The 25,995-nt window shown below is 71.7% G+C and carries 20 protein-coding genes; 8 read left to right on the forward strand and 12 right to left on the reverse strand.

The window, feature by feature from the left end; genetic code table 11:
* Positions 1 to 32: 32 nt before the first annotated feature.
* Genes JNB62_RS06960 through JNB62_RS06975 form a run of 4 tightly spaced genes read right to left on the reverse strand, consistent with a single transcriptional unit; the run spans position 33 to position 3,997 of the window.
* Positions 33 to 842 carry an ABC transporter ATP-binding protein gene (locus JNB62_RS06960; protein ID WP_220300140.1) on the reverse strand — a complete coding sequence of 270 codons (810 nt, stop codon included), beginning with the start codon at positions 840 to 842 and terminating at the stop codon, positions 33 to 35.
* Positions 839 to 1,906 (reverse strand): FecCD family ABC transporter permease, encoded by a 1,068-nt coding sequence (locus tag JNB62_RS06965; protein ID WP_220300141.1) that lies wholly within the window; start codon positions 1,904 to 1,906, stop codon positions 839 to 841. Before JNB62_RS06965 ends, JNB62_RS06960 begins: the two co-directional genes overlap by 4 nt.
* Positions 1,903 to 2,961 carry a FecCD family ABC transporter permease gene (locus JNB62_RS06970; protein ID WP_308291744.1) on the reverse strand — a complete coding sequence of 353 codons (1,059 nt, stop codon included), beginning with the start codon at positions 2,959 to 2,961 and terminating at the stop codon, positions 1,903 to 1,905. The genes JNB62_RS06965 and JNB62_RS06970 overlap by 4 nt, the downstream gene beginning before the upstream one ends.
* Positions 2,951 to 3,997 carry an iron-siderophore ABC transporter substrate-binding protein gene (locus tag JNB62_RS06975; RefSeq protein WP_220300142.1) on the reverse strand — a complete coding sequence of 349 codons (1,047 nt, stop codon included), beginning with the start codon at positions 3,995 to 3,997 and terminating at the stop codon, positions 2,951 to 2,953. Before JNB62_RS06975 ends, JNB62_RS06970 begins: the two co-directional genes overlap by 11 nt.
* A gap of 111 nt (positions 3,998 to 4,108) precedes the next feature.
* Between JNB62_RS06975 and JNB62_RS06980 the strand changes: the two genes are divergently transcribed.
* Positions 4,109 to 4,945, forward strand: a complete 837-nt coding sequence (locus tag JNB62_RS06980; protein ID WP_220300143.1) for an aldo/keto reductase — start codon at positions 4,109 to 4,111, stop codon at positions 4,943 to 4,945.
* A 28-nt stretch (positions 4,946 to 4,973) separates the two neighbouring features.
* Complete coding sequence (locus tag JNB62_RS06985; protein ID WP_220300144.1) at positions 4,974 to 6,854, forward strand: thioredoxin domain-containing protein; 1,881 nt, start codon at positions 4,974 to 4,976, stop codon at positions 6,852 to 6,854.
* A gap of 9 nt (positions 6,855 to 6,863) precedes the next feature.
* Here the strand turns inward: JNB62_RS06985 and JNB62_RS06990 are convergent, their stop codons facing one another.
* Positions 6,864 to 8,348, reverse strand: a complete 1,485-nt coding sequence (locus tag JNB62_RS06990) for a dolichyl-phosphate-mannose--protein mannosyltransferase (RefSeq protein WP_223231016.1) — start codon at positions 8,346 to 8,348, stop codon at positions 6,864 to 6,866.
* A gap of 203 nt (positions 8,349 to 8,551) precedes the next feature.
* Here JNB62_RS06990 and rsmI point away from each other — a divergent pair, with 203 nt between their 5' ends.
* Complete coding sequence (gene rsmI / locus JNB62_RS06995; protein WP_220300145.1) at positions 8,552 to 9,370, forward strand: 16S rRNA (cytidine(1402)-2'-O)-methyltransferase; 819 nt, start codon at positions 8,552 to 8,554, stop codon at positions 9,368 to 9,370.
* Positions 9,371 to 9,388: 18 nt separating this feature from the next.
* Here rsmI and JNB62_RS07000 read toward each other — a convergent pair whose 3' ends face one another.
* From JNB62_RS07000 to JNB62_RS07020, 5 genes are all read right to left on the reverse strand, one after another.
* Positions 9,389 to 11,575, reverse strand: coding sequence for a glycosyl hydrolase 53 family protein (locus JNB62_RS07000; protein WP_308291746.1), 2,187 nt, complete (start codon positions 11,573 to 11,575; stop codon positions 9,389 to 9,391).
* Positions 11,576 to 11,628: 53 nt separating this feature from the next.
* Positions 11,629 to 12,540, reverse strand: a complete 912-nt coding sequence (locus JNB62_RS07005; protein WP_220300146.1) for a sugar ABC transporter permease — start codon at positions 12,538 to 12,540, stop codon at positions 11,629 to 11,631.
* Positions 12,540 to 14,156 carry an ABC transporter permease subunit gene (locus tag JNB62_RS07010; RefSeq protein WP_220300147.1) on the reverse strand — a complete coding sequence of 539 codons (1,617 nt, stop codon included), beginning with the start codon at positions 14,154 to 14,156 and terminating at the stop codon, positions 12,540 to 12,542. Before JNB62_RS07010 ends, JNB62_RS07005 begins: the two co-directional genes overlap by 1 nt.
* Positions 14,157 to 14,290: 134 nt before the next feature.
* Positions 14,291 to 15,523 carry a sugar ABC transporter substrate-binding protein gene (locus tag JNB62_RS07015; protein WP_220300148.1) on the reverse strand — a complete coding sequence of 411 codons (1,233 nt, stop codon included), beginning with the start codon at positions 15,521 to 15,523 and terminating at the stop codon, positions 14,291 to 14,293.
* A gap of 36 nt (positions 15,524 to 15,559) precedes the next feature.
* A complete protein-coding gene (locus JNB62_RS07020) occupies positions 15,560 to 17,572 on the reverse strand; it encodes a beta-galactosidase (protein WP_220300149.1) in 2,013 nt (670 codons plus the stop codon).
* A 204-nt stretch (positions 17,573 to 17,776) separates the two neighbouring features.
* Here JNB62_RS07020 and JNB62_RS07025 point away from each other — a divergent pair, with 204 nt between their 5' ends.
* From JNB62_RS07025 to JNB62_RS07040, 4 genes are all read left to right on the forward strand, one after another.
* Positions 17,777 to 18,790: a LacI family DNA-binding transcriptional regulator gene (locus tag JNB62_RS07025; RefSeq protein WP_220300150.1), complete on the forward strand. Its 1,014-nt coding sequence runs from the start codon at positions 17,777 to 17,779 to the stop codon at positions 18,788 to 18,790.
* 116 nt (positions 18,791 to 18,906) lie between these two features.
* Positions 18,907 to 20,487, forward strand: a complete 1,581-nt coding sequence (gene metG, locus JNB62_RS07030) for a methionine--tRNA ligase (protein WP_220300151.1) — start codon at positions 18,907 to 18,909, stop codon at positions 20,485 to 20,487.
* A gap of 120 nt (positions 20,488 to 20,607) precedes the next feature.
* Entirely contained in the window at positions 20,608 to 21,519 is a 912-nt protein-coding gene (locus tag JNB62_RS07035) for a TatD family hydrolase (RefSeq protein ID WP_220300152.1), read from the forward strand.
* 9 nt (positions 21,520 to 21,528) lie between these two features.
* On the forward strand, positions 21,529 to 22,044 hold the full coding sequence (locus JNB62_RS07040) for an NUDIX hydrolase (protein WP_220300153.1): 516 nt from the start codon (positions 21,529 to 21,531) through the stop codon (positions 22,042 to 22,044).
* Positions 22,045 to 22,055: 11 nt separating this feature from the next.
* Here JNB62_RS07040 and JNB62_RS07045 read toward each other — a convergent pair whose 3' ends face one another.
* A complete protein-coding gene (locus JNB62_RS07045; RefSeq protein ID WP_220300154.1) occupies positions 22,056 to 23,390 on the reverse strand; it encodes an MFS transporter in 1,335 nt (444 codons plus the stop codon).
* A gap of 48 nt (positions 23,391 to 23,438) precedes the next feature.
* On the reverse strand, positions 23,439 to 24,902 hold the full coding sequence (locus JNB62_RS07050; RefSeq protein WP_220300155.1) for a sugar porter family MFS transporter: 1,464 nt from the start codon (positions 24,900 to 24,902) through the stop codon (positions 23,439 to 23,441).
* 122 nt (positions 24,903 to 25,024) lie between these two features.
* On the opposite strand from JNB62_RS07050, the gene rsmA reads away from it, so the two are divergent.
* Positions 25,025 to 25,885, forward strand: coding sequence for a 16S rRNA (adenine(1518)-N(6)/adenine(1519)-N(6))-dimethyltransferase RsmA (rsmA, locus tag JNB62_RS07055; protein ID WP_220300156.1), 861 nt, complete (start codon positions 25,025 to 25,027; stop codon positions 25,883 to 25,885).
* The last annotated feature ends 110 nt before the right edge of the window (positions 25,886 to 25,995 follow it).

The raw sequence follows: 25,995 nt of genomic DNA on the forward strand, positions 1-25,995 counted from the left end.
TCGATCGTATCGCGCGCCCGCGCCGCCGGCGCTCAGCCCTGGCGGGGGCGGTGGTGGCGTCCGAACGGTGCGACGGTCGGCGTGCCGCTGACGGGGTCGGGCACGACGAGGGAGTCGATGCCGAACACCTCACGGACGAGGTCGGCGTCGACGATGTCGGCCGGCGCGCCGGCGGCGACGACGGCGCCGTCGCGCATCGCGACGAGGTGATCTGCGTAGCGGCACGCGAGCGAGAGCTCGTGGAGGACCATGACGATCGTCGTGCCGCGCTCGGCGTTCAGGTCGACGAGCAGGTCGAGCACGTCGATCTGGTGGCTGATGTCGAGATACGTGGTCGGCTCGTCCAGGAGCAGCAGGTCGGTCTGCTGCGCGAGCGCCATGGCGATCCACACGCGCTGCCGCTGCCCGCCCGACAGCTCGTCGACGGAGCGCTCGGCGAGGTCGAGCACGCCGGCCGACGCCATCGCCGCGTCCGCGACGGCGTCGTCGTCGCCGCTGCGGCGGTGCAGCCATCCCTGGTGCGGGTAGCGTCCCCGCGAGACGAGGTCGGCCACCGTGATGGCGTCGGGCGCGACCGGCGCCTGGGGCAGCAGCCCGAGCACCCGCGCGACCTGCGCGGTCGGCATCCGGTGGATGTCGCCGCCGTCCAGCAGCACCGACCCGGCGCGAGGCGCGAGCAGCCGCGACAGTCCCCGCAGCAGCGTCGACTTGCCGCACGCGTTGGCGCCGACGATCACCGTGATCCGCCCGGGCGGCACGTCGAAGGTCAGCCCGTCGACGACGGTGCGGCCGTCATAGGCCAGGGTGAGGTCGCGCGTGGCGAGGGTGCGGGAGGCGGTCATGTCGTCCCTCCGGAACGGGTGCGGTTCGACCGGGCGAGGAGCCAGGCGAGGTAGGGGGCGCCGACGACGCCGGTGACGACGCCGACGGGGAACGAGATGCCGGGCACCGCGTACTGCGCGAGAAGGTCGGCGGCGCTGACCACCGCGGCGCCGGTCGCGGCCGCGGCCGTGAGCGACACCGACGTGCGCCCGACGAGCCGGCGGGCGATCTGCGGCGCCATGAGCGCGACGAACGGGATGGGCCCGCTCGCGCCGACCGCGACGGCGGCGAGCACCGTCGCGATGAGCAGCACCACGATCCGGTCGCGCTCGACGCGGAAGCCGAGCGCCGTCGCCGTCGCGTCGCCGAGCTCGAGCGCGCGCAGCGAGCGGACGCGCGCGGCGAGCGCCGTGAAGGCCGCGACGGCGAGCACCAGTGTGATCGTCACGATCGGCCAGGATGCGCCCGCGAGGCTGCCGACCAGCCACGTGTACGCGACGCCCGCCTCGCGCACGTCGACCGTCGTCATCAGATACGACGTGAGCGCCGTGGCGAGCGCGGCCACGCCGATCCCCACGAGCACGAGACGCAGACCGTGGATGCCGCGACGCCACGTGAGCAGGGCGACGCTGACGGCGGCGAGCAGGCCTCCCGCGATCACCGCCAGCGAGAGGCCGAGACCTGACAGGTGCAGGACGAGCACGGCCAGGACGCCCGCGAACCCGGCGCCGGCGGTGATCCCGACGATGTCGGGACTGGCCAGCGGGTTGCGCACGACAGACTGGAACACGGCGCCCGACGCGCCCAGGCACGCGCCGACGACCGCCGCCGCGGCCGCGCGCGGCAGGCGCAGTTCGAGCACGACATAGGCGGTGATGCGATCGGCGCTGCCGGTGAACGCCGACAGCACCTCCGCCGGCGACAGCCCGGCCTCGCCGAGCAGCAGCGCGGTCACGAACAGCGCGAGCACCAGCGCGGCCAGCGATCCGCACACCACGGCGGTGCGACGGCGCAGCCGCCCCCGCCAGTGACGCGTCACGGCACCCGGTGTCGCGACGGGGGAGGGCGCGGTCTGCCCGCTCACAGCGTCGCCGCCTTGCCGCGCCGCACGAGGGCGATGAACACCGGCGCTCCGATCACCGCGACGACGATGCCGACCTGCACCTCTCCCGGACGCGCCACCACGCGCGCCACGACGTCGGCCGCCACGAGCAGGGTCGCCGCGGCCGGCGCGGAGTACGCCAGGATCCAGCGGTAGTCGGCTCCCGTGAGGATGCGCACCGCGTGGGGCACGATGAGCCCGAGGAACGCGATGGGTCCGGCGACGGCCGTCGCCGCACCGGCGAGGACGGCCACGAGCACTCCGCCGATGAGCCGTGAGCGGCCGACGCGCACGCCGAGCGCCGCCGCCGTGTCGTCGCCGAGCGCGAGCAGATTGAGTGTGCGCCCGAGGGTGAGCGCGGCGACGGCCCCGACGACGATGGCCGGCAGCGCCGGCAGCAGCACGTCGAACCCGCGGCCGGCGAGGGAGCCGACCTGCCAGAACCGCATGGTGTCGAGCGCCTGCCGGTCGGCGATGAGCACCCCCGAGGCCAGCGACGAGAACGCCGCGGCGACGGCCGCGCCCGCCAGTGCCAGCTTGACGGGCGTGGCGCCGTCGCGCCCGCGTGAGGCGATCGACCAGACGAACACGGCGGCCACGCACGCGCCGGCGAACGCGAACCACAGATACTGCGCCGGCTGGGTCGCCCCGAAGACGACGATGCCGGCGACCACGGCCAGGGCCGCGCCCTGGCTGATGCCGAGGATCCCGGGGTCGGCGAGGGGGTTGCGGGTGATGCCCTGCGCGAGCGTTCCCGCCAGGCCCAGGGCGACCCCGACGGCGATGCCCACGAGCGTGCGGGGGAGGCGCTTCAGCACGATCGCGATGTGGTCGGGGTCGGCGGGGTCGAACGTGGTGAGCGCGTGCCACACCGTGTGCAGCGGAATGTCGGCGGTGCCGATCGCGAGGCTCGCGAAGCACACGGCGACGAGCGCCGCGACGAGGAACGCCCCGCCGAGCGCACGACGACGCGCCGGCCCGCCGCCCCGATGGGGCGAGGACCGGCGCGTCAGCGCGGAGGAGGTGTCAGCCGACACGTGCCGCGGCGTCGGCGAGCTGCGGGACGTACTGGTCGAGCATCCACGGGATCGACAGCACGGTCGGCGCACTCGATGCCATCACGAACGACTCGCCGACGATGGGCGCGAAGCGGCCTTCGGCGACCTGGGGCATCGCTGCGACGAGCGGGTCTGCGACGAACGCGTCGGCATCGGCCTGCGAGCCGAAGTAGGCCACCAGCACATCGGAGTCGAGCTTCGACAGGTTCTCGTAGCCCAGGCCGTAGAAATACGTCTCGTCTGCCGCTTTCGGGTCGAGCTCGGTGACCGACGGCGCGAGCGTCATGCCGAGCTGCGTGAGCAGCTGCACGCGCGGGTCGCTGTCGAGGTAGAGGTTGAGGACCTCGGGTTCGTTGTTCGCACCGTAGGCGAAGGTCTTGCCGTCGAGGACGGGGTACTGCGCAGCGAGCGCGGCGACGTCGGCGTCGGTCTGCTCGACGAGCGCCTCCGCCTCGTCGCTGAGTCCCAGGGCCTTGCCCACCAGCGTGGTCTGGTCCTGCCACGTGGTCGCCCACGGCTGGTCGGGGTACGCGACGACCGGGGCGATCTTGCTGAGGGCGTCGAACTCCTCCTGGGTGAGCCCGGAGTACGGCGCCAGGATCACGTCCGGTCGCACGGCCACGAACTCCTCGACGTCGACCTCGCCGGTGTCGGTGCCCGAGAGCAGCGTCGGGGTCTCGCCTCCCAGCGACTCGATCGCGTCGGCGTCCCACGGCAGAACCCCGTCGACGCCGCCGTACGCGTAGGCGGGCATGGCGACGGGCACGACCCCGAGCGCCAGCACGGCGTCCTGCGTCGACCATCCCCACGTGGCCACGCGCTCGGGCTTCTCGGTGATCACCGCGTCGCCGAGGGCGGAGGTGATGGTGACCGGGAAGCCGTCGGCGGCCGCACTCTGCCCGGCGGCGGGTTCGTCGGCCGCGGGGGAGCACGCGGTGAGCGCGGCGACGGAGGCGAGGACAGCGGCGGCGGCGACGACGGCGAGCCGGCGACGGCGGAGCGGGAGGGAGGACATGCGTCTCCTGTTCGGAACGGATCGGGCGTACTTAGGTTAGCCTTGCCTCGGCGTAGCCGCCAATCCTGGTGCCGCGTGCCCAGCGCCCGCTGACCCTCCTAGGCTGGATGCATGACAGTCCCCAGCGTGACCCTCAACGACGGCAACCAGATCCCGCAGCTCGGCTACGGCGTGTTCCGGGTGCCGCCGGCCGACACCGAACGGGCCGTGAGCGAAGCCCTCGAGGTCGGCTACCGTCACATCGACACCGCCGCGATCTACGGCAACGAAGAGGGCGTGGGCGCGGCGATCGCCGCCAGCGGCATCGCGCGCGACGAGCTCTTCGTCACGACGAAGCTCTGGAACGACCGCCACGACGGCGACGAGCCGCGCGCGGCCATCGCCGAGAGCCTCGAGAAGCTGCGCCTCGAGCGTGTCGACCTGTACCTCGTCCACTGGCCGACGCCCGCCCACGACAACTACCTGCACGCGTGGGAGAAGCTCATCGAGCTGCGCGACGCGGGGCTGACCCGCAGCATCGGCGTGTCGAACCACCTCGTGCCGCACCTGGAGAAGATCGTCTCGGCCACGGGCGTCGCGCCCGCCGTGAACCAGATCGAACTGCACCCCGCCTACCAGCAGCGCGACATCACCGACTGGGCCGCCGCGCACGACGTGAAGATCGAGTCCTGGGGTCCGCTCGGCCAGGGCAAGTACGACCTGTTCGACGCCGAGCCGGTGGCCGCTGCCGCCGCCGCCCACGGCAAGACGCCCGCGCAGGCGGTGCTGCGGTGGCACCTGCAGAAGGGCTTCATCGTCTTCCCGAAGTCGGTGCGCCGCGAGCGCCTGGAAGAGAACCTCGACGTGTTCGACTTCGACCTCACCCCTGACGAGATCGCGGCGATCGACGCCATGGACCCGGGCGACGGCTCGGGCCGCGTGAGCGCCCACCCGGACGAGGTCAACTGACCTCCGTCCTTCGGCGGAAGCGGATGCCGTGAACCCTCGCCTCGCGGATGCCACGAGCCCGTACCTGAGAGCCCACGCGGGCAATCCGGTCGCGTGGTACCCGTGGGGCGAGGAGGCGTTCGCCGAGGCCCGCCGGCGGGACGTGCCCGTCATGGTGTCGATCGGCTACTCGACGTGCCACTGGTGCCATGTGATGGCCCGGGAGTCGTTCGAGGATGCCGCCACCGCCACCGCCGCCGACCTCGACGCCGGGTTCGTGGCGGTGAAGGTCGACCGCGAGGAGCACCCCGAGGTCGACGCCGCCTACATGGCCGCCGCGTCCGCCTTCACGCCGAACCTGGGCTGGCCGCTCACCGTCTTCGTGACGCCGGAGGGGCGCCCGTTCTACGCCGGCACGTACTTCCCGCCGACGCCGCGTGCCGGCATCCCGGCATTCCGTCAGGTGCTGGCCGCCGTGACCGAAGCGTGGACCGAGCGTCGCGGCGAGATCGACCAGACGGCCGACGCGATCGCCGACGCCCTCGCCCAAGCGCGCTCGGCCGTCGGCGAGCGCCCGCGCCGGACACCCGATCGCGGCGAGCTCCAGGGCGCCGCGCGGGCGCTGGCTGCGCGCGAGGATCCGCGGCACGGCGGGTTCGGCGACCCGGCCGCTCCGGCGCCGAAGTTCCCCATCGCCACCGCACTGCGGTTCCTGCAGACCCCGGTGGTGCGCGAGGGCGCGCCCGAGGCGTCCGCCGTCGCCGACCGTGCCCTGACCGCGATGGCGGACTCGCCGCTGCGCGATCCGGTCGAAGGCGGGTTCTTCCGCTACGCGACGCGGCCGGACTGGACCGTGCCGCACTACGAGCGCATGCTCACCGACAACGCACAGCTCCTCGACGTCGCGCTCGACGCGACGCCCCCGCGGCCCGATGTCGTGCGCGGGATCGCCGCATTCCTGATCGACGTCCTGCAGCAGCCCGGGGGCGGCTTCGGCGCCGCGCAGGACTCGGAGTCGTGGATCGACGGCGCCCGCAGCGAGGGCGGCTATTACGGGAGGGATGCCGGCGGCCGCGCCGGTCTTGAACCCCCGGCTGTCGACGGCAAGGTCGTCACGGGATGGAACGGGCTCGCGATCGGCGCGCTCGCGCGCGCGGGGACCCGGTTCGGCGAGCCCGCGTGGATCGAAGCCGCCCGGTGGGCCGCCGACGCGGTCCTCCAGGCGAACGTCACGGCGGACGGGCGGCTCGTGCGCGCCTCGCTCGACGAGGTCGCCTCCCGCTCGCCGGGCACGCCTGCCGACTACGGCCAGCTCGCGGGCGGTCTGGCGGCGCTCGCCGTCGCGACCGGTGAGGTCGCCTACGCCGTGCGCGCCCGCGAGCTCGTCGACGCCTGCTTCGCCGCCGCCGCCGACGCCGATGCCGACCCGGTGACGCCGGGCGGCGGCGATCCGGTGCTCGCGCAGCAGGGGATCGGCGCACCGGATGCCGCGTCCGACGGTGACGAGCCGTCGGGCCCCGCGGCCCTCGCCGCTGCGGCGGCGGCGCTGTGGCTGCTGGGGGCGGACGACGGCGCCGACGGGGCGTACCGCGAACGGGCGGAGGCGCTCGTCGCCCGCCACGCACCGGCCGCGCTGGCTCAGCCGATCGCGTACGGCGCGCTGCTGCGCGTCGCCGCGGCGCTGGCCGTCGCGCCGCGGCAGATCGTCGTCGTGACGCCCGACACCGAAGCCGACATCGCGACCGCGGCGCGCGGCATCCCCGCCGACGTCGTGGCCGTCGTGACGCCGGAGCAGGCCCACGCGTGGGTCACGGCGGGCTTCGGGCTGTTCGCCGACAAGGGCCTGCGCGAAGGACGTCCGACGGCGTACGACTGCCGGGACTTCGCGTGCCGGCTGCCGGTCACCGACCCGGCCGACCTCGTTCCCTGAGGGCGGGCGTCAGATCCAGCCCGTCATCCACGCGTGCAGGTGCCAGAAGTCGTACGTGACGTCCATCGCCGAGATCACCGGGTACCAGAACGCCGCCAGGGCGAGGGCCACGGCAAGGAAGACGATCACGAGCCGCTGGCCGGTCAGGCGCCGGTACGACGGCGCGTCCGGCCGGCCGGCGATGTCGCGCAGTGCGAAGGTCAGGGCCAGCAGCATGAACGGCAGGATCAGCACCGTGTAGAACTGGAACACCGTGCGCGTCGGCAGGAAGAGCCAGGGCACGTAGGTCACGGCGACGCCGGTGAGCACGAGCGCGTACCGCCAGTCCCGCGCGACGACGAACCGGTACGCGAGGTACAGCACGGCCGCGACGCCGGCGTACCAGACGAGCGGGTTCGGGATGGTCGAGATGACCTGCGCGCATCCGTTGTCGGCGGCACAGCCGTTCGCGCCGAGCGCGTCGAGGTGCCAGTACACGCCCGTCGGGCGCAGCAGCAGCGGCCACTGCCACGCCGGGCTCGCATACGCGTGGCCGCCGGTGATCCCCGCCGACGAGCGGTACATCGCCTCGTGATAGAGCCACAGGCTCTGCAGGGCGTTGCCGCCCGCGTGGCGGTCGTACCCGCCGTCGGTGACGAGCCACCCCGTCCAGGAGGCCACATAGACGACGACGGCGACGGGCACGAACAGCACGAAGGTCGCAAGGCCCTGGCGCACGGCATCCGTCGGCCAGAACTGCACGCCGGCGCGGCGGCGTGCGAGCGCGTCCGTCACGACGAGATAGATCCCGAGGCCCGCCAGCACCCAGGCGCCGGACCACTTGACGGCGCTCGCGGCGCCCAGTGCGGCTCCGGCGGCGATGATCCACGGCCGGTTCCACAGGACGGGCCCCCACGACGGGGGCTGGTCGCCGTCGTAGCGGGCGGCGACGGTCGTGGCGATGCGCGTCATGGTGCGTTCGCGGTCGCGCAGCACGAACAAGAACGCCAGCAGCACGAAGAACGTGAGCGACGTGTCGAGCAGGGCGACGCGGCTCATCGAGATCGCGAGGCCGTCGACGGCCATGAGAAGGCCGGCGACGACGGCGAACGTCGTCGAGCGCGTGAGGCGCTTGGCGATGAGCATCAGCACGAGCACCGACGCCGTGCCGAGCAGGGCCGTCGTGATGCGCCACCCCCAGCCCGACTCCGGGCCGAGAACGAGCATGCCGAGCGTGATGATCCACTTGCCGAGCGGCGGGTGCACCACGAAGGACGGGTTCGACGTGAACACGTCGGGATGGCCCGACAGGAAGCTCGCATTGCCGTCCGAGGGCCACGACCCCTCGTAGCCGAGATGCAGCATCGACCAGGCGTCCTTGACGTAGTACGTCTCGTCGAACTGGTTCATCAGGTCGTGCGCGGCGGCGAGGTTCCACAGCCGCAGCACGCCGGCCAGCACGACGACCAGGGCGAGGCCCAGCCAGCGGTAGAGGCGCTGCGCCCGCGGATCCATCGTCACGCGGGCCGCGAACCGGTCGTACAGGCTCGGTCGCGATGGGGGCAGCAGGGGCGCGGCCTGCTGGTCGGCACTGTGCTGGTCGGCACTGTGCTGGTCGGCACTGTGCTGATCGACAGCGGGCAGCGGGGCGTCCGTCACGCCGCCAAGTCTAGGCGGCGGCCCGTGGCCAACCTGAGAGCCGAGTCTAGGCTGAGGGGGTGATCATCCTCGCCGCGACCCCCATCGGCAACCTCGGGGACGCGTCCCGCCGGCTCGTCGAGGCGCTGGAGGAGGCGACGGTGATCGCCGCCGAAGACACGCGCACGACGCAGCGGCTGCTGGCCGCCCTCGGGGTGGCCAACCGGCCGCGGCTCATCGCGCTGCACGACCACAACGAGAAGGATCGCGCGCCCGAGCTCGTCGAGCTCGCGCGCGATCAGGACGTGCTGGTGCTGAGCGACGCCGGCATGCCGACCGTGAGCGATCCCGGTTACGGCGTCGTCGCCGCGGCGGCCGAGGCGGGCGTCGTCGTGACCGCCATCCCCGGCCCGAGCGCCGTCGTGACCGCGCTTGCCGTGTCGGGCCTGCCGACCGACCGCTTCAGCTTCGAGGGCTTCCTGCCGCGCAAGGCGGGGGAGCGCACGTCGACGCTGCGGGCCCTTGCGGCCGAGCCGCGCACGATGGTGTTCTTCGAGGCGCCGTCGCGGGTGGCATCCACCCTCTCCGACATGGCCGCCGAGTTCGGCGCCGACCGGCGGGCGGCCGTGTGCCGTGAGCTGACGAAGCTGCACGAGGAGGTCGCCCGCGGCACGCTGGCGGAGCTGACGGAGTGGGCCGAAGGCGGCGTCCGCGGTGAGCTCGTCATCGTCGTGGCGGGTGCGCCCGCGCGCGGGGTCGCGTTCCCCGACGCGGTCACCCAGGTGCTCGAGCTCGTGCGCGACGGCATGCGGCTGAAGGATGCCGCGGCCGAAGTGTCCGGTCAGACCGGACACTCCAGCCGCGAGCTGTACCAGGCCGCGCTCGCCGTGCGCGGCTAGGCACAGGCAGGCCGGGCGCTACCGCTTCTTCTCGACCTTCAGCTGGCGGACCGCCTTGGTCACGAGCTTGGCGGCGTCCTTCACGTCGCGAGCCGTCGCCCGCGAAGCCGCGAGGACGACCTCGCCCACCGCCGTGGCCTCGTCCAGCTGCGTGAGCGACGCGTCGGTGTACCGCGTGCGGTCGACGGCGGCCGCGGTCGTGAGAGCCTGCTCGAGGGCGGTCTTGTCCACCGGCTCTCCGCCGCCGGCGGATGCCGCGTCGATGAGGCGCACCTCGTCGAGCACGCCCCAGGCCCCCGCCGTGAGCGAGAAGTCCGCCGAGATCTCGACCACGCCGTCGGCGCCGACGACGATGCCGGGCACGGTCGCGGTGTGGAAGTCGTTCCACACCGTGAACTCGAGCGGTGCGCTCCACGTGCCCTCCGACGTGCGGGCGGTGAGCGTGCGCGTGTCGGTGGCGGGGCTGTTCGTGCCCTGCGTCGTGGCCTGCAGCACGTAGGTGCCCGCCGGCACGCCCGTCACCGTCTGCGCCGCCGAGGTCTGGTAGGCCCATCCGCTCCAGAAGGTCACGGCGTGGTCGCCGACCGCCGCGTCGGCGGTCTCCTGCCGCGCGGCGGGATCGGTGAGCCGCCACGCGCTCATGTCGGCCGCTTCGAATCCGCCGTTGACCACGTGGTTGGCCGCCTCGACCGTGACGTCCGCGACGATGGCGAGACCGGATGCCGTCCGGCCCGGGATCTCGTAGTGCCCGGGCCCGCGGATCCAGTCGACCGCGGCGCTCCAGGTCACGCTCTGCTGCTCGGTCGTGCGGTCGTTGTACGTGATCTCGACGGTCGCCGGGAGCTCGACGGGCGAGCCGTCGACGACCGTGAGGGCGACCTCCTCGACCGACACCACTTCGCGCGGCGCGACAGCACCGGTGCGGACGTACGCGAACGTGCGCAGCGACTCGAGCGGTGTCCCGTCCCACGCGAAGAGCGACTGGTTGTCCCACGCGGAGCCGCCGTACGAGTCTCCGACGTGCAGCGGGTCGTAGGCGCTCGCGGCGCTGGAGGCCCAGCCCGAGCCGAACTGCTCCCACAGCACGCGGTTCGCCTCGACCTGGTCGGCCGGGCCGACCGGCAGCCATGCCGGCTCCCAGTAGTACACGCCGACGCCCGCGGCGCCGACGGCGGCGACCGCCGCGATCACGTCGCGCAGCTCCCACGCCTGTCCCTGCACGCTGACGGGGTACTGGCTGGTGGTGCCGCTCGCACCGATCACGTTCGGGTAGCCGTCGCCGTCCTCGAGGGTGCGGGCCCAGCTGGTCTCGGCGACCATGACCTTCTTGTCGTACGTCGTCGCGACCTGCGACAGGACGGCCGTGAGGTTGTCGAGCGTGCCGTGCCAGTACGGGTAGTACGAGCTCGCGAAGACGTCGTAGTCGACGCCGAACTGGGCGAGTCCCGCCGCGTACTCGGCGTAACGGCCCGGGGTCTCGGGGTTCGTGAAGTGCACGGCGACGAGGGCGTCCGGCAGCACGTCGCGCACCGCGGAGCTGCCGGCCGAGACGAGCGCCGCGAACTGCGCGTCGATCGCGCGCCCTGCGCGCGTGTGCCCGGCGATGGCGTTGTTGGTCTCGTTGCCGATCTGCACCATGCGCACGTCCACACCGGCATCCTCGAAGCGCTGCAGCGCATCCGCCGTGAAGTCGTGCAGCGCGGTCGCCGTGGCCGCGTCGTCGAGGCCGGCCCACGCCTTCGGGACCAGCTGGCGCGCCGGGTCGGCCCAGAAGTCGGAGTAGTGGAAGTCGACGAGCACATCCAGTCCGGCGGCGGTCGCGCGCTTCCCGATCTCGACGGCGCGGCCGACATCGACGGTCCCGCCGCCGTAGCCGCGACCCGAGGCGTCGTACGGGTCGTTCCAGACCCGGATGCGCACGGAGTTCGCGCCGTTGCCCGCGAGCACCTCGAAGATGTCGGCGGGCCGGCCTGCGGCATCCCGGAACACCACCCCGCTCTCTTCCAGCGACAGGACCGTCGACACGTCGACCCCCATCGCGAAGTCGTCGGCGAGGCCGTCGACCTTGTCGACGAAGATGCCGGCGTCCACGGGTCCGGTACCGGTGTCGGCCGATGCCGCCGGCGCCGCGACACCGGCGACCAGTGCCGCGGCCAGGCCAGCGGCCAGCACCGTCTTGCGGGTTCTCGAAGTCCAACGCTGCACGTTCGCATTCCTCTCTGAATGACTGGATGGATGCCGGGCGCACCGGCTGCGGGTCAGCCCTTGACCGAACCCGCCGTGAGGCCGCCGACGATGTAGCGCTGCAGCGACAGGAACAGGACGAGGACCGGGATGGCGGCGATCACCGCGCCGGCGGCGAACAGACCCCAGTTCGACGCGAGCTGGTTCGAGACCCACTGGTACATGCCGACGGCGAGCGTCCAGTTCTCCTCCGAGACGAGGACGATCTTCGCGATGATGTAGTCGCCGAACGCGGCGATGAAGGCGAGCAGGGCGACGACGGCGAGGATCGGGGTCACCAGCGGCATGATGAGCCGCCAGAAGATCTGCGCGTGCGTCGCCCCGTCGATCTTGGCGGACTCGTCGATCTCGATCGGCACGGTGTTGAAGAAGCCGTACATGAGGAACGTGTTGACGCCCAGCGCGCCGCCCAGGTACACGCAGATGAGCGCGATCTTCGAGTTGAGGCCGAGCGCCGGCACCACTTCGCCGAGCGTCAGCAGCATCAGGAAGATCGCCACGAAGGCGAGGGCCTGGGGGAACATCTGGATGATCAGAAGGCCGGTGAGCCCCGCCCGGCGTCCCGAGAAGCGGAAGCGCGAGAACGCGTAGGCCGCCGCCGCGCCCATGAGCACGGCGCCGACGGACGAGATGCCGCCGATCAGCAGCGTGTTGCCGGCCCACGTCCAGAACTGCGTCTGACCGAGCGCGAAGAAGTTCGACAGGTCGACGACGCTGAACAGGGCGTTGCTCGCGGCCAGCGTGCCGTGGGGGTTGAGCGAGGCCGAAAGGACGTACACCAGCGGGAACACCGCGTAGAAGATGACGACGACGGCGAGCAGGTACTTCCAGCCGACCTCCAGCAGCCACCTGCGGCGGCGGGCCGCACGACGGTCCGGACGGCCCGTCGCGGCGGGGGGAGCGGCGACATCGGTGGTGAGGGACATCACTGGAACTCCTCGAGCTTGCGGGTCTGACGGAACGCGATCGCCGAGATGCCGCCGACCACCGCGAACACGAGGATCGACAGGGCGCTGGCCAGGCCGTAGTCGGCCGCGCCGCCCGACACCCCCGAGATGTCGTAGATCGCCGAGATCAGGATGTCGGTCGCGCCGAGGGCGTACGGCGCGCCGGGGATCGACGGCCCGCCGTTGTTGAACATGTAGATGACCGTGAAGTTGTTGAAGCTGAACGCGAACGACGAGATCAGCAGCGGCGCGGTCGCCACCAGCACGAGCGGCAGGATGATCGACCGCAGCTGCCGCGCCCGGCCGGCGCCGTCGAGGGATGCCGCCTCGAGCGTGTCCTGCGGCAGCGCCTGCAGCGCGCCCGTGCACACCAGGAAGTAGTACGGGTAGGTGAGCCACAGGTTCACCCAGATGACGGCGGCGCGGGCGAGCCACGGGTCGCCGAGCCAGTTGATGTTGGCGCCGAAGAAGAAGAGGTCGTTGATGACGCCGAACTCGGCGTTGAACATGCCGCGGAACAGCAGCGCCGACATGAACGCCGGGAACGCGTACGGGAGGATGTACAGCGTCCGCAGGAACCGCCGGCCCTTGATGCGCGCGTCGTTGTAGATGAGGGCGAGCAGCAGGCCGAGCGCGAAGGGCAGCAGCACCGACAGCGTCGCGAACACGAAGGTCCAGACGGTGACCGAGAGCAGCGTGCCCGCGAGCGCCGGGTCGGTGAAGATGCGCAGGAAGTTGTCGAACCCGACGTTGACGTACCACCCGGCCGGCAGCGTCGATCCGTCCTCGGCGACGAACGAGCCGCTGTCGCTCGCGGTGTACACGGTGCCCGTGGCGGTGTCGGTGATCGTCTGGGCGGCGGCATCCCACACCAGCGTCGATTCGTAGACGGCTCCGGTGGAGCCGTCGCGTGTGCGGATGGACCCGTCGTTCGGGTCGTCCGAGACCGGCACGCGCAGCGCCGCGATCTGCGCCTGCAGGTCGGCGTCGGTGATGACCGTCGCCTTCGGCACGACCGTCCAGCCGGGCACCTCGGTGGGTGTGCCCGCCTGCCCGATCTCGGCGCCGCGCACCTCGTCGAGGGGTTCGTCGACCGTGCCGGCGAGCACATCGCCGTCGTCGACGATCGCGAAGCCCAGCTGGTCGCCGCGCTGCAGCACCGAGAGCGGGTACGTGGGGGAGTCCTCCACACGGCGCTCGCCCTGGATGAGCGCCGCCTCGACGGCCTGCTCCTGCGTGCCGGCATGGCCGGTGCCGTAGTTCGTGAACGCGATGTATGCGGTGTAGCCGAAGATGAACACCTGGAAGACCAGGAGGAACACCAGTCCCGGCACGAGGTACTTCAGAGGCAGCGCCCGCCGCGTGAAGTAGACGATGTCGGCGGCGAGCAGCAGCACCAGCATCCCCCCGAAGACCACCCAGGACTCGGCGCGGAAGGCGCTCAGCAGCGTCATGACGCCGAAGGCGTTCACGAGGGCCATGAGGGCGAGCTTGACGAGGAAGCCCCAGCCGGGGCCGCGCCAGCGGCGCGCGTGCGATTCGCGGGGCGGTGCGTCCGTGGTCGCCGGCGGTGCCGGAGGTGCGTCCACCGTCATGGGGGTGCTCCTGTCGAGGGAAGTCTGGCGAGGGAAGAGAGGTGGAGTCCGGGAGGCGGGGAGAGGCACTCGCCCGCCTCCCGGAGTCGGGGCCGGCTGCTCGGGTCAGCCGGCGGTCTTGCGGGTCAGCGGGCTCAGCCCTTGACCGCGGTCTCGACGTCGGTGACCATCTGGTTCCACGTCGACACGGGGTCGGCGCCGTTGATGATCTGCGACTGGGCGGCGTTCCACAGGTCCCACACCGACCCCATCTCGGGGATGCTCGGCATCGGCACGCCGTTCTGCGCCGAGGCGAGGAAGCCCGCGATGATCGGGTCGGACGCGACCTCGGTGGCCAGCGTCGACCACGCCGGGATGCGCGGGTCGGCCTCGTAGAGGGCGCGCTGCGCCTCCTCGGTGCCGAGGTAGTCGACGAGGAACGACTGCGCGAGCAGCTTGTTCTTGGACTGCGAGCTCAGGTAGAAGCCCTGCACGCCCACGAACGGCGCCGCGGGCTGGCCGCCCGCGGACGGGATGGGGCTCACGACGATGTTCTTCACGTCGGGGTACGCGCTGATCGCCCACGGTCCCTGGATCGTGTACGGGGCCTTGCCCGAGTTGAACAGCTCGTTGTTGATGTCGTAGTCGACGGTCGTGGAGATGTACCCGGTGCCGTTCTTGCCGTTCGCGCCCAGCCACTGCGCGAACGCCTCGCCGGCGGGGCCGCCCATTCCGACCTCGGTCGTGTACGAGCCCGACGCGTCCTGCACGAACACCGGAGCGCCGAACGACGTCTGGAAGCCGTACATCGTGTAGCCGTCACCGGTCTCGCCGTTGGTGTTGATGACGAACGGGCGCTCGGTGCCGGCCGCGAGACCTTTCTGGATCATGTCGTCCCACGTCGCGGGGGCGTCGGTGCCGACGAGGTCGGCGTTCTGCACGAGCGCGATGGTCTCGAGCGAGTAGGGGAGGGCGTACAGCTGTCCGTCGTAGGTCATCGCCTCGAGCGCGACCTGCTCGAACTCCGACGCCTTGTCGCCGAGGTCGATCGTGTCGACGACGCCCGCAGCGACCAGCGCGCCGAGCCAGTCGTGCGCGCCGACCGTGATGTCGGGACCCTTGCCCGTGGGCACCTGGGCGATGAAGTCGTTGCGGAGATCCTCGAAGTTCTTCTTGACGATCTTGACGCTCGCGCCGGTCTCTTCTTCGAAGGCCTTCGCGGCGTCCTTGACGGCGGCCTGGCGCTCCTCGTCGGTCCAGATGACGAGCTCGGCGCCCGTCCCGTCGGCGTTGCCGTCGCCGCCGTCGTCGGCCGATCCGCCGGCGCAGCCGGCGAGGACGACCGCCGCCGTGAGCGCCAGCGCTCCCAATGCGATCTGCTTGCGCATGATGTTCCTTTCGGTTGGTGATGCAGGAGGTGTGGGTCAGAGGGTGCGGTCGAGCCGCACGACGGCGACACCGCCGCCGGGAACCGTGCAGGTGCCGTCCACCGCCGTGCCGGTGAGGAGCTCCACGCCCGTCGCGGCGAACGCGGCGGGATCGTCGCGGTGGTTGACCGCGACGGCGTAGTCGGCGTCGTCGCCGCGGCGCACCACGACTTCGAGGCCTTCGGGGTGCGCGGCCGGCGCGATGCCGGAGTCGGCGTAGACCTCGGCCATGACGGTGCGCAGGGCCGCGGCATCCAATCGGGTGCTGATGTACCAGCCGACCCCCGCGCCGTGCTCGTGCCGTGTGATCGCCGCGCCGCCGGCCCCTGGGCCGTCGAGGTACGTGCCCCGCGCCTCGGCGCCTTCGAGCACGACGTCCTCCTGCCACGCGTCGGCGAGGAGGGATGCCGCACAGCGCCACTGGACGGCGTGCCGGGCCCCCTCGCGCAGCGGCAGGAACTCCTCGACGACGACGCCGAGCGCCTCTCGCAGCGGCGCCACGAAGCCGCCCGCCGGCACCGCGTCGTTCTCGTCGACGACGGCGGAGAAGAACGAGACGACGAGCGTGCCGCCCGACGCGACGTAGCGCGTGAGGTTGGCGGCATCCGCGGCGCTCAGCATGTACTGCGCGGGTGCCACGACGAGCTTGTAGCCCGAGAGGTCCTGACCGGGCAGGGCGAAGTCGACCGTGATGCCGTCGCGCCACAGGCGCTCGTAGAACGATCGGATGCGCTCGGCGTGCGACACGTCCACCGACGGACGCCACTCGAGATCCTGGGCCCAGAACGACTCGAAGTCCCACAGCACGGCGACGTCGGCGGCGACGCGCGAGCCGCGCACCTCTTCGAGCCGCCCGAGGACGTCGCCGAGCTCGACGACCTCGCGCCACACGCGCGAGGACGTCCCGGCGTGCGGGATCATCGCCGAGTGGAACTTCTCGGCGCCCGAGCGCGAGGCGCGCCACTGGAAGAAGAGGATCGCGTCCGCCCCGCGTGCGAGGTGCGTGAGCGAGTTGCGGGCGAGCTCGCCGGGGCGCTTCGCCACGTTGCGCGGCTGCCAGTTGACCGCCGACGTCGAGTGCTCCATGAGGATCCACGGCTTGCCCCCGCCGACCGAGCGCGACAGGTCCGCGGCGATCGCGAGGCCGATCTCGCCCTCGGGGTCGGCGGCGACGAGATAGTGGTCGTCCGAGACGATGTCGACCTCGCGCGCCCACGCCCACAGGTCGGTCGTCCAGCTCTGGTTGGCCATGAAGTTCGTCGTGATGGGCTGCGAGGCGTGTGCGCGGATGGCGTCGCGCTCGGCGATGAAGCACTGACGGAGCTGGTGGTCGGTGAAGCGCGCGAAGTCGAGGCGCTGCGCGGGGTTCACCACCGACGGCGCGGCTGCGGGCGCGCCGACGTGGTCCCACGCGGTGTAGTGCTGGCCCCAGAACGCGGTGCCCCACGCAGCGTTGAGCCCGTCGAGCGTGCCGTACTTCTCCTGCAGCCAGCCGCGGAACGCCCGCACCGACTGCTCGGAGTAGTCCTCGCCGACGGGCACGCCGTACTCGTTGTGCACGTGCCACAGCACGACGGCCGGGTGGTCGCCGTAGCGCTCGGCGAGCGCGGACGCGATGCGCACGATGGCCTCGCGGTACGCGGGCGAGGCGTGCGAGGCCATGCCGCGCGCGCCGAAGCCCAGTGTGACGCCGTCGCGCGTGACGACGCGGGCATCGGGATGCTGCGCGAAGAACCATGCCGGCGGTGAGGCGGTCGGCGTGCCGAGGTCGACCGAGATGCCGTTCTCGTGCAGCAGGTCGAGCAGCTCGTCGAGCCACGCGAAGTCGAAGACGCCCTCGGAGGTCTCGATGAGGGCCCACGCGAAGATGCCCACGCTGACGAGGTTGACCCCCGCCTCCCGCATGAGGGCGACGTCCTCGCGCCACACCTCTTTCGGCCATTGCTCGGGGGTGTAGTCGCCGCCGTAGGCGATTCCCCGGATCTCGGGCCAGCGGTCGGGCGAGGTCATATGGACGCTCCATCGGGTCGGGTGCAGGGCTCGTGCCCCGGCGGCCGGGGCGGCGGTCACAGCGACTGTGACCGGTCACAGTGTTGCTCGAGCGGATGCCGCACCGCACGACCCCGCGGGCAACCGTTACCCAACTGTGACCGGTCACAGGTTCTGTCGTGTCGGCGGCGGCATCCGTCCGATCCGGGGGTAGAGTCACTCGTCGTGGACGAGACGACCGTGCGGCGCAAGCCGACGATCCGCGACGTCGCGGCAGCAGCCGGCGTGTCGCGCGGCACGGTGTCGCGCGTCATCAACGGCGGGCACTGGGTGTCGCCGGACGCGCGCTCGGCCGTCGAGGATGCGATCCGCCGCACCGGCTACACCGCCAACCACGCGGCACGCAGCCTCGCGACCGGCCGGGCGGGCTCCCTCGCCTTCCTGCTCACCGAGCCGCAGCACCTGCTCTTCCAGGATCCGACGTTCGCCCTGCTGCTGCGCGGCGCGGCGGAGGCGCTCGCGCAGCGCTCGATGACGCTCGTGCTGCTGGTCGCCGGCACACCCGCCGAACGCGCAGGCGTCGCGACGTTCGTCAGTGCGGGGCACGTCGACGGCGTGCTGCTCATCTCGTCGCACGAGGCCGACCCGCTGCTCGAGCAGCTGCTCGAAGCCGGCGTCCCCACGGTCTGCTGCGGGATCCCGCTCGGACACCAGGCGAAGGTCCCCACCGTGTCGGTCGACGAGATCGGCTCGGCGCGCGAGATGACCCGGTACCTCCGCTCGCGCGGGCACCGTCGCATCGCGATGATCGCGGGACCCCACGACACCCCTGGCGGGCGCTTCCGGCTCGTCGGCTTCGAAGAGGAGATGGGCGAGGACTTCGACCCCGCCCTCGTCGAAGAGGGCGACTACAGCCAGGAGTCCGGGGCGGTGGCCATGGCGAAGCTGCTCGAGCACGCCGACGACATCGACGCCGTGTTCGCGGCGAGCGACCTCATGGCGGCCGGTGCGATCGCCACGCTGCGCAAGGCCGGTCTGCGGGTGCCCGACGACATCGCGGTCGCCGGCTTCGACGACTCCGGGCTCGCGGCCACCCACGAGCCGCCGCTCACGACGATGCGCCAGCCGTGGGAGCGCATCAGCGACGAGATGGTGTCGCTGCTGCTGGAGGTCATCGCCGGCGCGCAGCCGCAGCCGATCACGCTGCCCACGACACTGGTGGTGCGGGACAGCGCCTGACGCGCACGGCTCTCGCCGTGCGCCCGGACTGTTACGTTCCGCCGCCTGGACGGCCGCGGATCGACGGTCGCGGTCACAGCGCCGGGTGCGGCATCCACTCGAACTAGACTCTCCTGGTGACTTCCGGCCGCCAGTCCTTCTACATCACGACGCCGATCTACTACCCGAGCGACGTGCCGCACATCGGCCACGGCTACACGACCGTGGCGGTCGACACCCTCGCGCGCTGGCACCGCCAGTCCGGCGACGACACCTGGATGCTCACGGGCACCGACGAGCACGGCCAGAAGATGATGCGCGCGGCGGCGGCCAACGGCGTGACGCCGCAGGAGTGGGTCGACAAGCTCGTCACCGAGTCATGGTTCCCGCTGCTGAAGACCCTCGACGTCGCCAACGACGACTTCATCCGCACGACGCAGCCCCGCCACGAGGAGCGCGTGCAGCAGTTCGTGCAGGCCATTTACGACCGCGGCTACATCTACGCGGGCGAGTATGAGGCGCTCTACTGCGTCGGCTGCGAGGAGTTCAAGCCCGAGTCCGAGATCGTCGACGGCACCGGCGCGTTCGAGGGCCTCAAGGTCTGCGCGATCCACTCCAAGCCGCTGGAGCTGCTGCAGGAGAAGAACTACTTCTTCAAGCTCTCGGAGTTCCAGGACAAGCTGCTCGAGCTCTACTCGACGGTGCCCGACTTCGTGCGCCCCGACTCCGCTCGCAACGAGGTCGTCTCGTTCGTGAAGAACGGCCTGAAGGACCTGTCGATCTCGCGCTCCGCGTTCGACTGGGGCATCCCGCTGCCGTGGGACGAGTCGCACGTCATCTACGTGTGGGTCGACGCGCTGCTGAACTACGCCACCGCGGTGGGGTACGGCACCGACCCCGAGGAGTTCGCGCGCCGCTGGCCCGCGTACCACGTGGTCGGCAAGGACATCCTGCGCTTCCACGCCGTCATCTGGCCCGCGATGCTGATGGCTGCGGGCCTCGACGTGCCGCGTGGGGTCTTCGCCCACGGCTGGCTCCTCGTCGGGGGCGAGAAGATGTCGAAGTCGAAGCTCACCGGCATCGCGCCCACCGAGATCACCGATGTGTTCGGGTCGGACGCCTACCGGTTCTACTTCCTGTCGGCGATCGCGTTCGGCCAGGACGGCTCGTTCTCGTGGGAGGACCTGTCGGCCCGCTACCAGGCCGAGCTCGCCAACGGCTTCGGCAACCTCGCCTCGCGCACGACCGCCATGATCGAGAAGTACTTCGAGGGCGTGGTTCCGCCGCCGGCGTCGTACGACGAGCGCGACCTCGCCATCCAGCGGACGGTTCAGGATGCCGCCACCGCCGCCGATGCGGCCATCGAGCGCTTCCGCATCGACGAGGCGATCTCGGCGATCTGGACCATCGTCGACGCGCTGAACCTCTATATCACCGAGAACGAGCCGTGGGCTCTCGCGAAGGACGAGGCGCAGCGGGAGCGTCTGGGCACCGTGCTGTACACGGCCGCCGAGGGGCTGCGCGCGCTCGCCGTGCTGCTGTCGCCGGTGATGCCGGAGTCGACCGAGAAGCTGTGGGTCGCCCTCGGCGCCGCCGAGTCGCTCGGCCGCCTGCAGGACCAGCCGCTGCGCGAGGCCGGCGCGTGGGGCGTCCTGAAGCCCGGCACGTCGGTCAACGGGCTGGCGCCGCTGTTCCCGCGCGTCGAGCAGACGGTCTGACCGTGACGGTCGCGCCGGTCGTTGAGCGAGCGAGGCACGAGCGAGACGAAACGCCTCGGACGTCCCGCAAGGCTCAGCGCGTTTCGTCTCGCTGCGCTCGCTCGACGGACGGAGTCGGTCATGTCTGAGCCCGCGGTGCCGTATCCGGCAGAGTCGGCCGACCCCTCGCAGTATGTCCGCGTGCGTGAGAAGGGGTCGCGCGATGTGAGCTACCCCGACGCGCCCGAGCCGCTCGCGGTGCCCGTGTACGACAACCACGCGCACCTGGAGATCGAGGACGGCGTCGGCCTGTCGCTGGACGAGCAGCTCGCACGTGCGGGCGAGGTCGGCGTGATCGGCGTCGTCCAGGCCGGTGGCGACATCGAGTCGAGCCGGTGGTCCGCGTGGGCGGCGGCATCCCATCCCCGCGTCCTCGCGGCGGTCGCGATCCATCCGAACGAGGCACCGGCGTACGCCGCCGCCGGGCGCCTCGACGAGGCGATCGGCGTCATAGACGAGCTCGCTGCGCAGCCGCGCGTGCGGGCGATCGGCGAGACGGGGCTGGACTTCTTCCGCACGGAGGACGAGGGCCGGCCCGCGCAGTTCGAGAGCTTCGAGGCGCACATCGCGCTCGCGAAGAAGCACGGGATCGCGATGCAGATCCACGACCGCGACGCGCATGACGCCGTGCTCGAGACCCTTCAGCGCGTCGGCGCCCCCGAGCGGACCGTGTTCCACTGCTTCTCGGGCGACGCCGACATGGCGCGCATCGCGGCGGAGCGCGGACACTGGCTGTCGTTCGCGGGCAACGTGACGTTCAAGAACGCGCAGAACCTGCGCGACGCGCTCGCGGTGATCCCGCGCGAGCGCATCCTCGTCGAGACGGATGCGCCGTTCCTCACTCCGACGCCGCATCGAGGCCGCCCGAACGCCCCGTACCTCGTTCCGGTCACGGTGCGGTTCATGGCCGCCGAGCTGGGCGTCGACGTCGACGAGCTGTGCGCGCAGGTCGCGGCGAACACGCTCGAGGTGTACGGCGCGTTCGAGGACTAGGTTCGGTCCGTGGACGACGAGCTGTGGGATCTGGTGGATGCCGCCGGTCGACCACTCGGCATCACCCATCGCCGCGGCGACCCGGGTCTTCCGGCCGAGGCGTTCCACGTCGTGTCGTCGGTATGCGCGGTGCGTGCCGACGGACGGGTGCTGATCTCGCAGCGCGCGGCCGTGAAGGACTGGGCGCTGGACTGGGAGTTCGCCGCGGGCAGCGCCCTGGCAGGCGAGACGAGCCGCCAGGCGGCGTCGCGTGAGCTGCGCGAGGAGACCGGGCTGCGGGCGGCGCCGGATGCGCTCGTCTTCGTCGGGAGAGTCATCGAAGCGTCGGCGCTCTTCGACCTGTACGTGGCCCACGACGTGGACCCCGCCACCCTGGCTCTCGATCCGGAGGAGGTCGCCGCCTCGGAGTGGGTGACGCTCGACGAGGTGCAGGCGCGCTACCGCTCGGACTTCGCGGGGCCGTGGGTCGCGCGCCTCGACGCGATGTGGGCGGAGCTGGTCGCGGCGGTGCGCGGCAGCCGCTGACGGTGCTGCGCTCAGTCGATGAGCGGGCGCCCGCCCGCCCCGGGCTCGTCGCGGTCGGCGACGTCGTCTGCCGCCGCCTCGTCCAGCACGGGCTTGGCCGCAGCGATGTTGCGGATGGGCCGCCACACCAGCAGCAGTGTGACGAACGAACCCGCGAACGCGAACCACCACGGCGCCGTCAGTCCCCACGTCTGGGCGATGAGGCCGCCCAGCAGCTGACCGATCACGAGGCCGCCGAACACGCCGACCATGTTGACCGACGCGATGCGGCCCTGCAGCGACAGCGGCACGAGGCGCTGGCGGACCGTGGTCGAGATCGTGCCCCACACGAACGCGTACAGGCCGAAGCCGAACATGATGATCAGGGCCACGACCCCGTTCGTGGTCAGCGCGAACGACAGGTGCATGAGCACCTCGAGCGACAGGCACACGCGCATGAGGGTCGAGAACGAGACGTGCTTCTCAAGCCAGCCGAATGAGAACACCGCCACCATGCCGCCGAGGGCAGACGCCGTCGTGAGTGCCCCGTAGCCGATGGCGCCCATGTTCAGGTGCTCCGTCGCGTACAGCACGAGGACGCTCCAGGGAGCGGCCCACGTCACGTTGAACACCAGGATGATCAGCACGAGCGTGCGCACCGGCGGGTTGTGCCGCAGCCAGCGGAGTCCCTCGCGGATCGGATGCGGCTTCGCCGGCGCGCCGTCGGCCGTCAGTGGCGCCGCGCCCGGGGCCGCGGCATCCTTCTCGGGAATCGGCGTGTGCGAGATCCGCGAGATCAGCAGCACCGCGAGCGCGACGCACAGGATCTGCAGCAGGAAGGGCCAGAACGAGCCGACCGCGAACAGGAACGCGCCCAGGGGCGGGCCCGCGAGCTGGTTGGCGACGAGGTAGCCGGCCTGCATGCGGGCGTTGCCGATGCCGAGGTCGGCGGGGCGCACCATCATGGGCAGCAGCGTGCTGCCCGCCGAATCCGCGAACACCTCCGCGATGCCGTAGAGGAACGCCGTGGCCAGCACGATCCACACCGTGGCGTGCCCGGTGACGAGGAACACCACGAGCGCCCCGACGATGACGGCGCGGATGCCGTTGGCGAGCATCACGAGCCGGCGCCGGTCGTGGTGGTCGGCGACGGACCCGGCGAGCAGGCCGAACAGCAGCCACGGCAGGAACTGCATCATGGCGCCCGATGCGACGAGCACCGGCGATGACGTCATCGAGGCGATCAGCAGGGGCGCCGCCGACAGCGCGATGCCGTCGCCGAGATTGCTGGTCCACGACGACGCCAGCAGCCACCGGAAGTCCCTGCCCAGGCGGCGTGGTGCGATGAGTTCGCCGAGCGAGGGCATCCCAGCATCCTAGGGGAGCGAACGGATGCCGCCGCCCCGGCCCTTCCGTCAGCTCGCGGCGGGCGCGTCCTTGCGGTGGACGAACAGCGTCTCGGTCTGCTCGATGTCCATGCCCTTCGTCTCGGGCACGCGCCACGCGACGTACACGAACGACAGCGCCGCGAACAGCGCGTACATGCCGTAGGTGAGCGGCAGGGACCACGACGACATGGCCGGGAACGAGATCGTGATGAGGAAGTTGGCGATCCACTGCGCCCCGGCGGCCACGCCGAGCGCCTTGCCGCGGATGCGGCTCGGGAAGATCTCGCCCAGGAGCACCCACACGAGCGGTCCCCACGACGCGCCGAAGCCGACGACGAAGACGTTCGCCGCGACGAGCGCGATCGGGCCCCACGGCGCGGGCAGCGTGACGGCGCCGTCGGCGTCGGTCTCAGAGAACACGAAGCACAGCGCCATGAGCCCGAGCGAGAGCGTCATCATCACGGAGCCGGTGAGGAGGATCGGCTTCCGGCCCACGCGGTCGACGAGGAAGATCGCGATGAGCGTGACCAGCACGTTCGTGATCGACGTGACGACGCTGATCGTGAACGAGTCGCTCTCGTCGAATCCGACCGACTGCCACAGGCTCGTCGAGTAGTAGAAGATCACGTTGATGCCGACGAACTGCTGGAACACCGACAGGATGATGCCGACCCACACGATGCGCTGAAGCCCCAGCACCGGCCCGCGGATCGAGACGCCGGCGTTCTTGCGGTCGGCCTCGATGGCGTTCTGCAGCTCGCGGATCGTCTGCTCGAGGTCGGCCGACGGCACGAGTCGGGCGAAGATCGCGCGCGCCTCGTCGCTGCGCCCCTTCGCCAGCAGGTAGCGGGGCGACTCGGGGAGCGTGAACGAGAGGATGCCGTACACGGCCGACGGGATGACGCCGACGAGGAACATCCACCGCCACGCCTCCAGGCCGAGCCACAGGACGTTGTCGGCGCCGCCCGCGCTGTTGGCCAGCAGCGCGTCCGACAGCAGCGCCGCGAAGATGCCGATGGTGATCGCCAGCTGCTGCAGCGACGCGAGACCGCCGCGGATCTGGCGCGGCGCGATCTCGGCGATGTACGCGGGTGCGACGACCGAGGCGATGCCGATGCCGAGACCGCCGATCACGCGCCACAGCGCGAGGTCCCACGGCGAGAAGGCGAGGCCGGCGCCGATCGACGAGACGAAGAACATGATCGCGCCGAGGAACATCACGCGCAGGCGCCCCCACCGATCCGACAGGTTGCCCGCGATGACCGCGCCCACCGCGCACCCCAGCAGCGCGATCGCGACCACGAAGCCGGTGATGACCTCGTTGAGGGCGAAGTCCTGCGAGATCGAGTCGACGGCGCCGTTGATCACCGACGAGTCGAAGCCGAAGAGGAAGCCGCCCACCGCTGCGGCGACCGAGAGTCCGATCGCGCGGCGGCCGTACGGGCTGCGGAGCGAGAAGGCGTCCGCGGGGATCGTGCCGGTCCTGTTCATGGTGGTCACGCTAGCGCTCTGCCGCAGTCGTCGGGGCGACTTGCGTGCGCGCGCCCTCATGTGTCAGTGCGAGCGGCGCGGGGATGCCGCGGCCGCCGGCATCCCGTCGGTACTGTGGAGGCATGCCCGTGACACTGCTCGGCGCGGCCGAGATCCGCGCGCTCGCCGCCGACCTCGACGTCACCCCGACCAAGAAGCTCGGGCAGAACTTCGTCGTGGACGCCAACACGGTCCGCAAGATCGTGCACGTCGCCGAGGTGCAGCCGGGCGACCGCGTGGTCGAGGTGGGCCCGGGGCTCGGGTCGCTGACCCTTGCGATCCTGGAGGCCGGGGCGTCGGTCACCGCCGTCGAGATCGACCACCGCCTCGCCGAGCGGCTGCCGGCGACCGCCGCGTCGCACGGCGTCGCCGACGGGGCGCTCACGGTCGTGGACGCGGATGCGCTGCGCGTGACCGAGCTGCCGGGCGACCCGGCCGTCCTCGTCGCCAACCTGCCCTACAACGTCAGCGTGCCCGTGCTGCTGCACTTCCTCGAGCACTTCCCAAGCCTGCAGCGCGGCGTGGTCATGGTGCAGGCGGAGGTCGGCGAGCGGCTGGCCGCCGCGCCCGGGTCGAAGACGTACGGCGCGCCCAGCGTCAAGGCCGCGTGGTACGGGCCGTGGCGCCTGGCCGGCACCGTGTCGCGCCAGGTGTTCTGGCCTGTGCCCAACGTCGACAGCGTGCTCGTCGGCTTCCACCGGGATGCCGAGCCGCGCGGCGATGAGGCGCTGCGCGTGCAGACCTTCCGCATCGTCGACGCGGCGTTCCAGCAGCGTCGCAAGATGCTGCGGCAGGCGCTCGCCGGCGTGCTCGGCGGGACGGCGGCCGAGGCATCCCTCGTCCTGGAACGGGCCGGCGTCGCCCCGACCGCGCGCGGCGAGGAGCTCACGGTCGACGACTACGTCCGCATCGCGCGGGCGGCGGAGGCGGACGCGCCGGAGTGACCCGTCACCCGGCGTTCCGCAGATCTCCACCGCGTCGTCGGCTTCTGCTCGGGTACGTCGGGTAACCTGCCACCGTTCGCCGGTCCGGTTACACAGGCAGCTCGCCACCC

The organism is Microbacterium jejuense (assembly GCF_019511665.1).
Classification (GTDB): Bacteria; Actinomycetota; Actinomycetes; order Actinomycetales; family Microbacteriaceae; genus Microbacterium; species Microbacterium jejuense_A.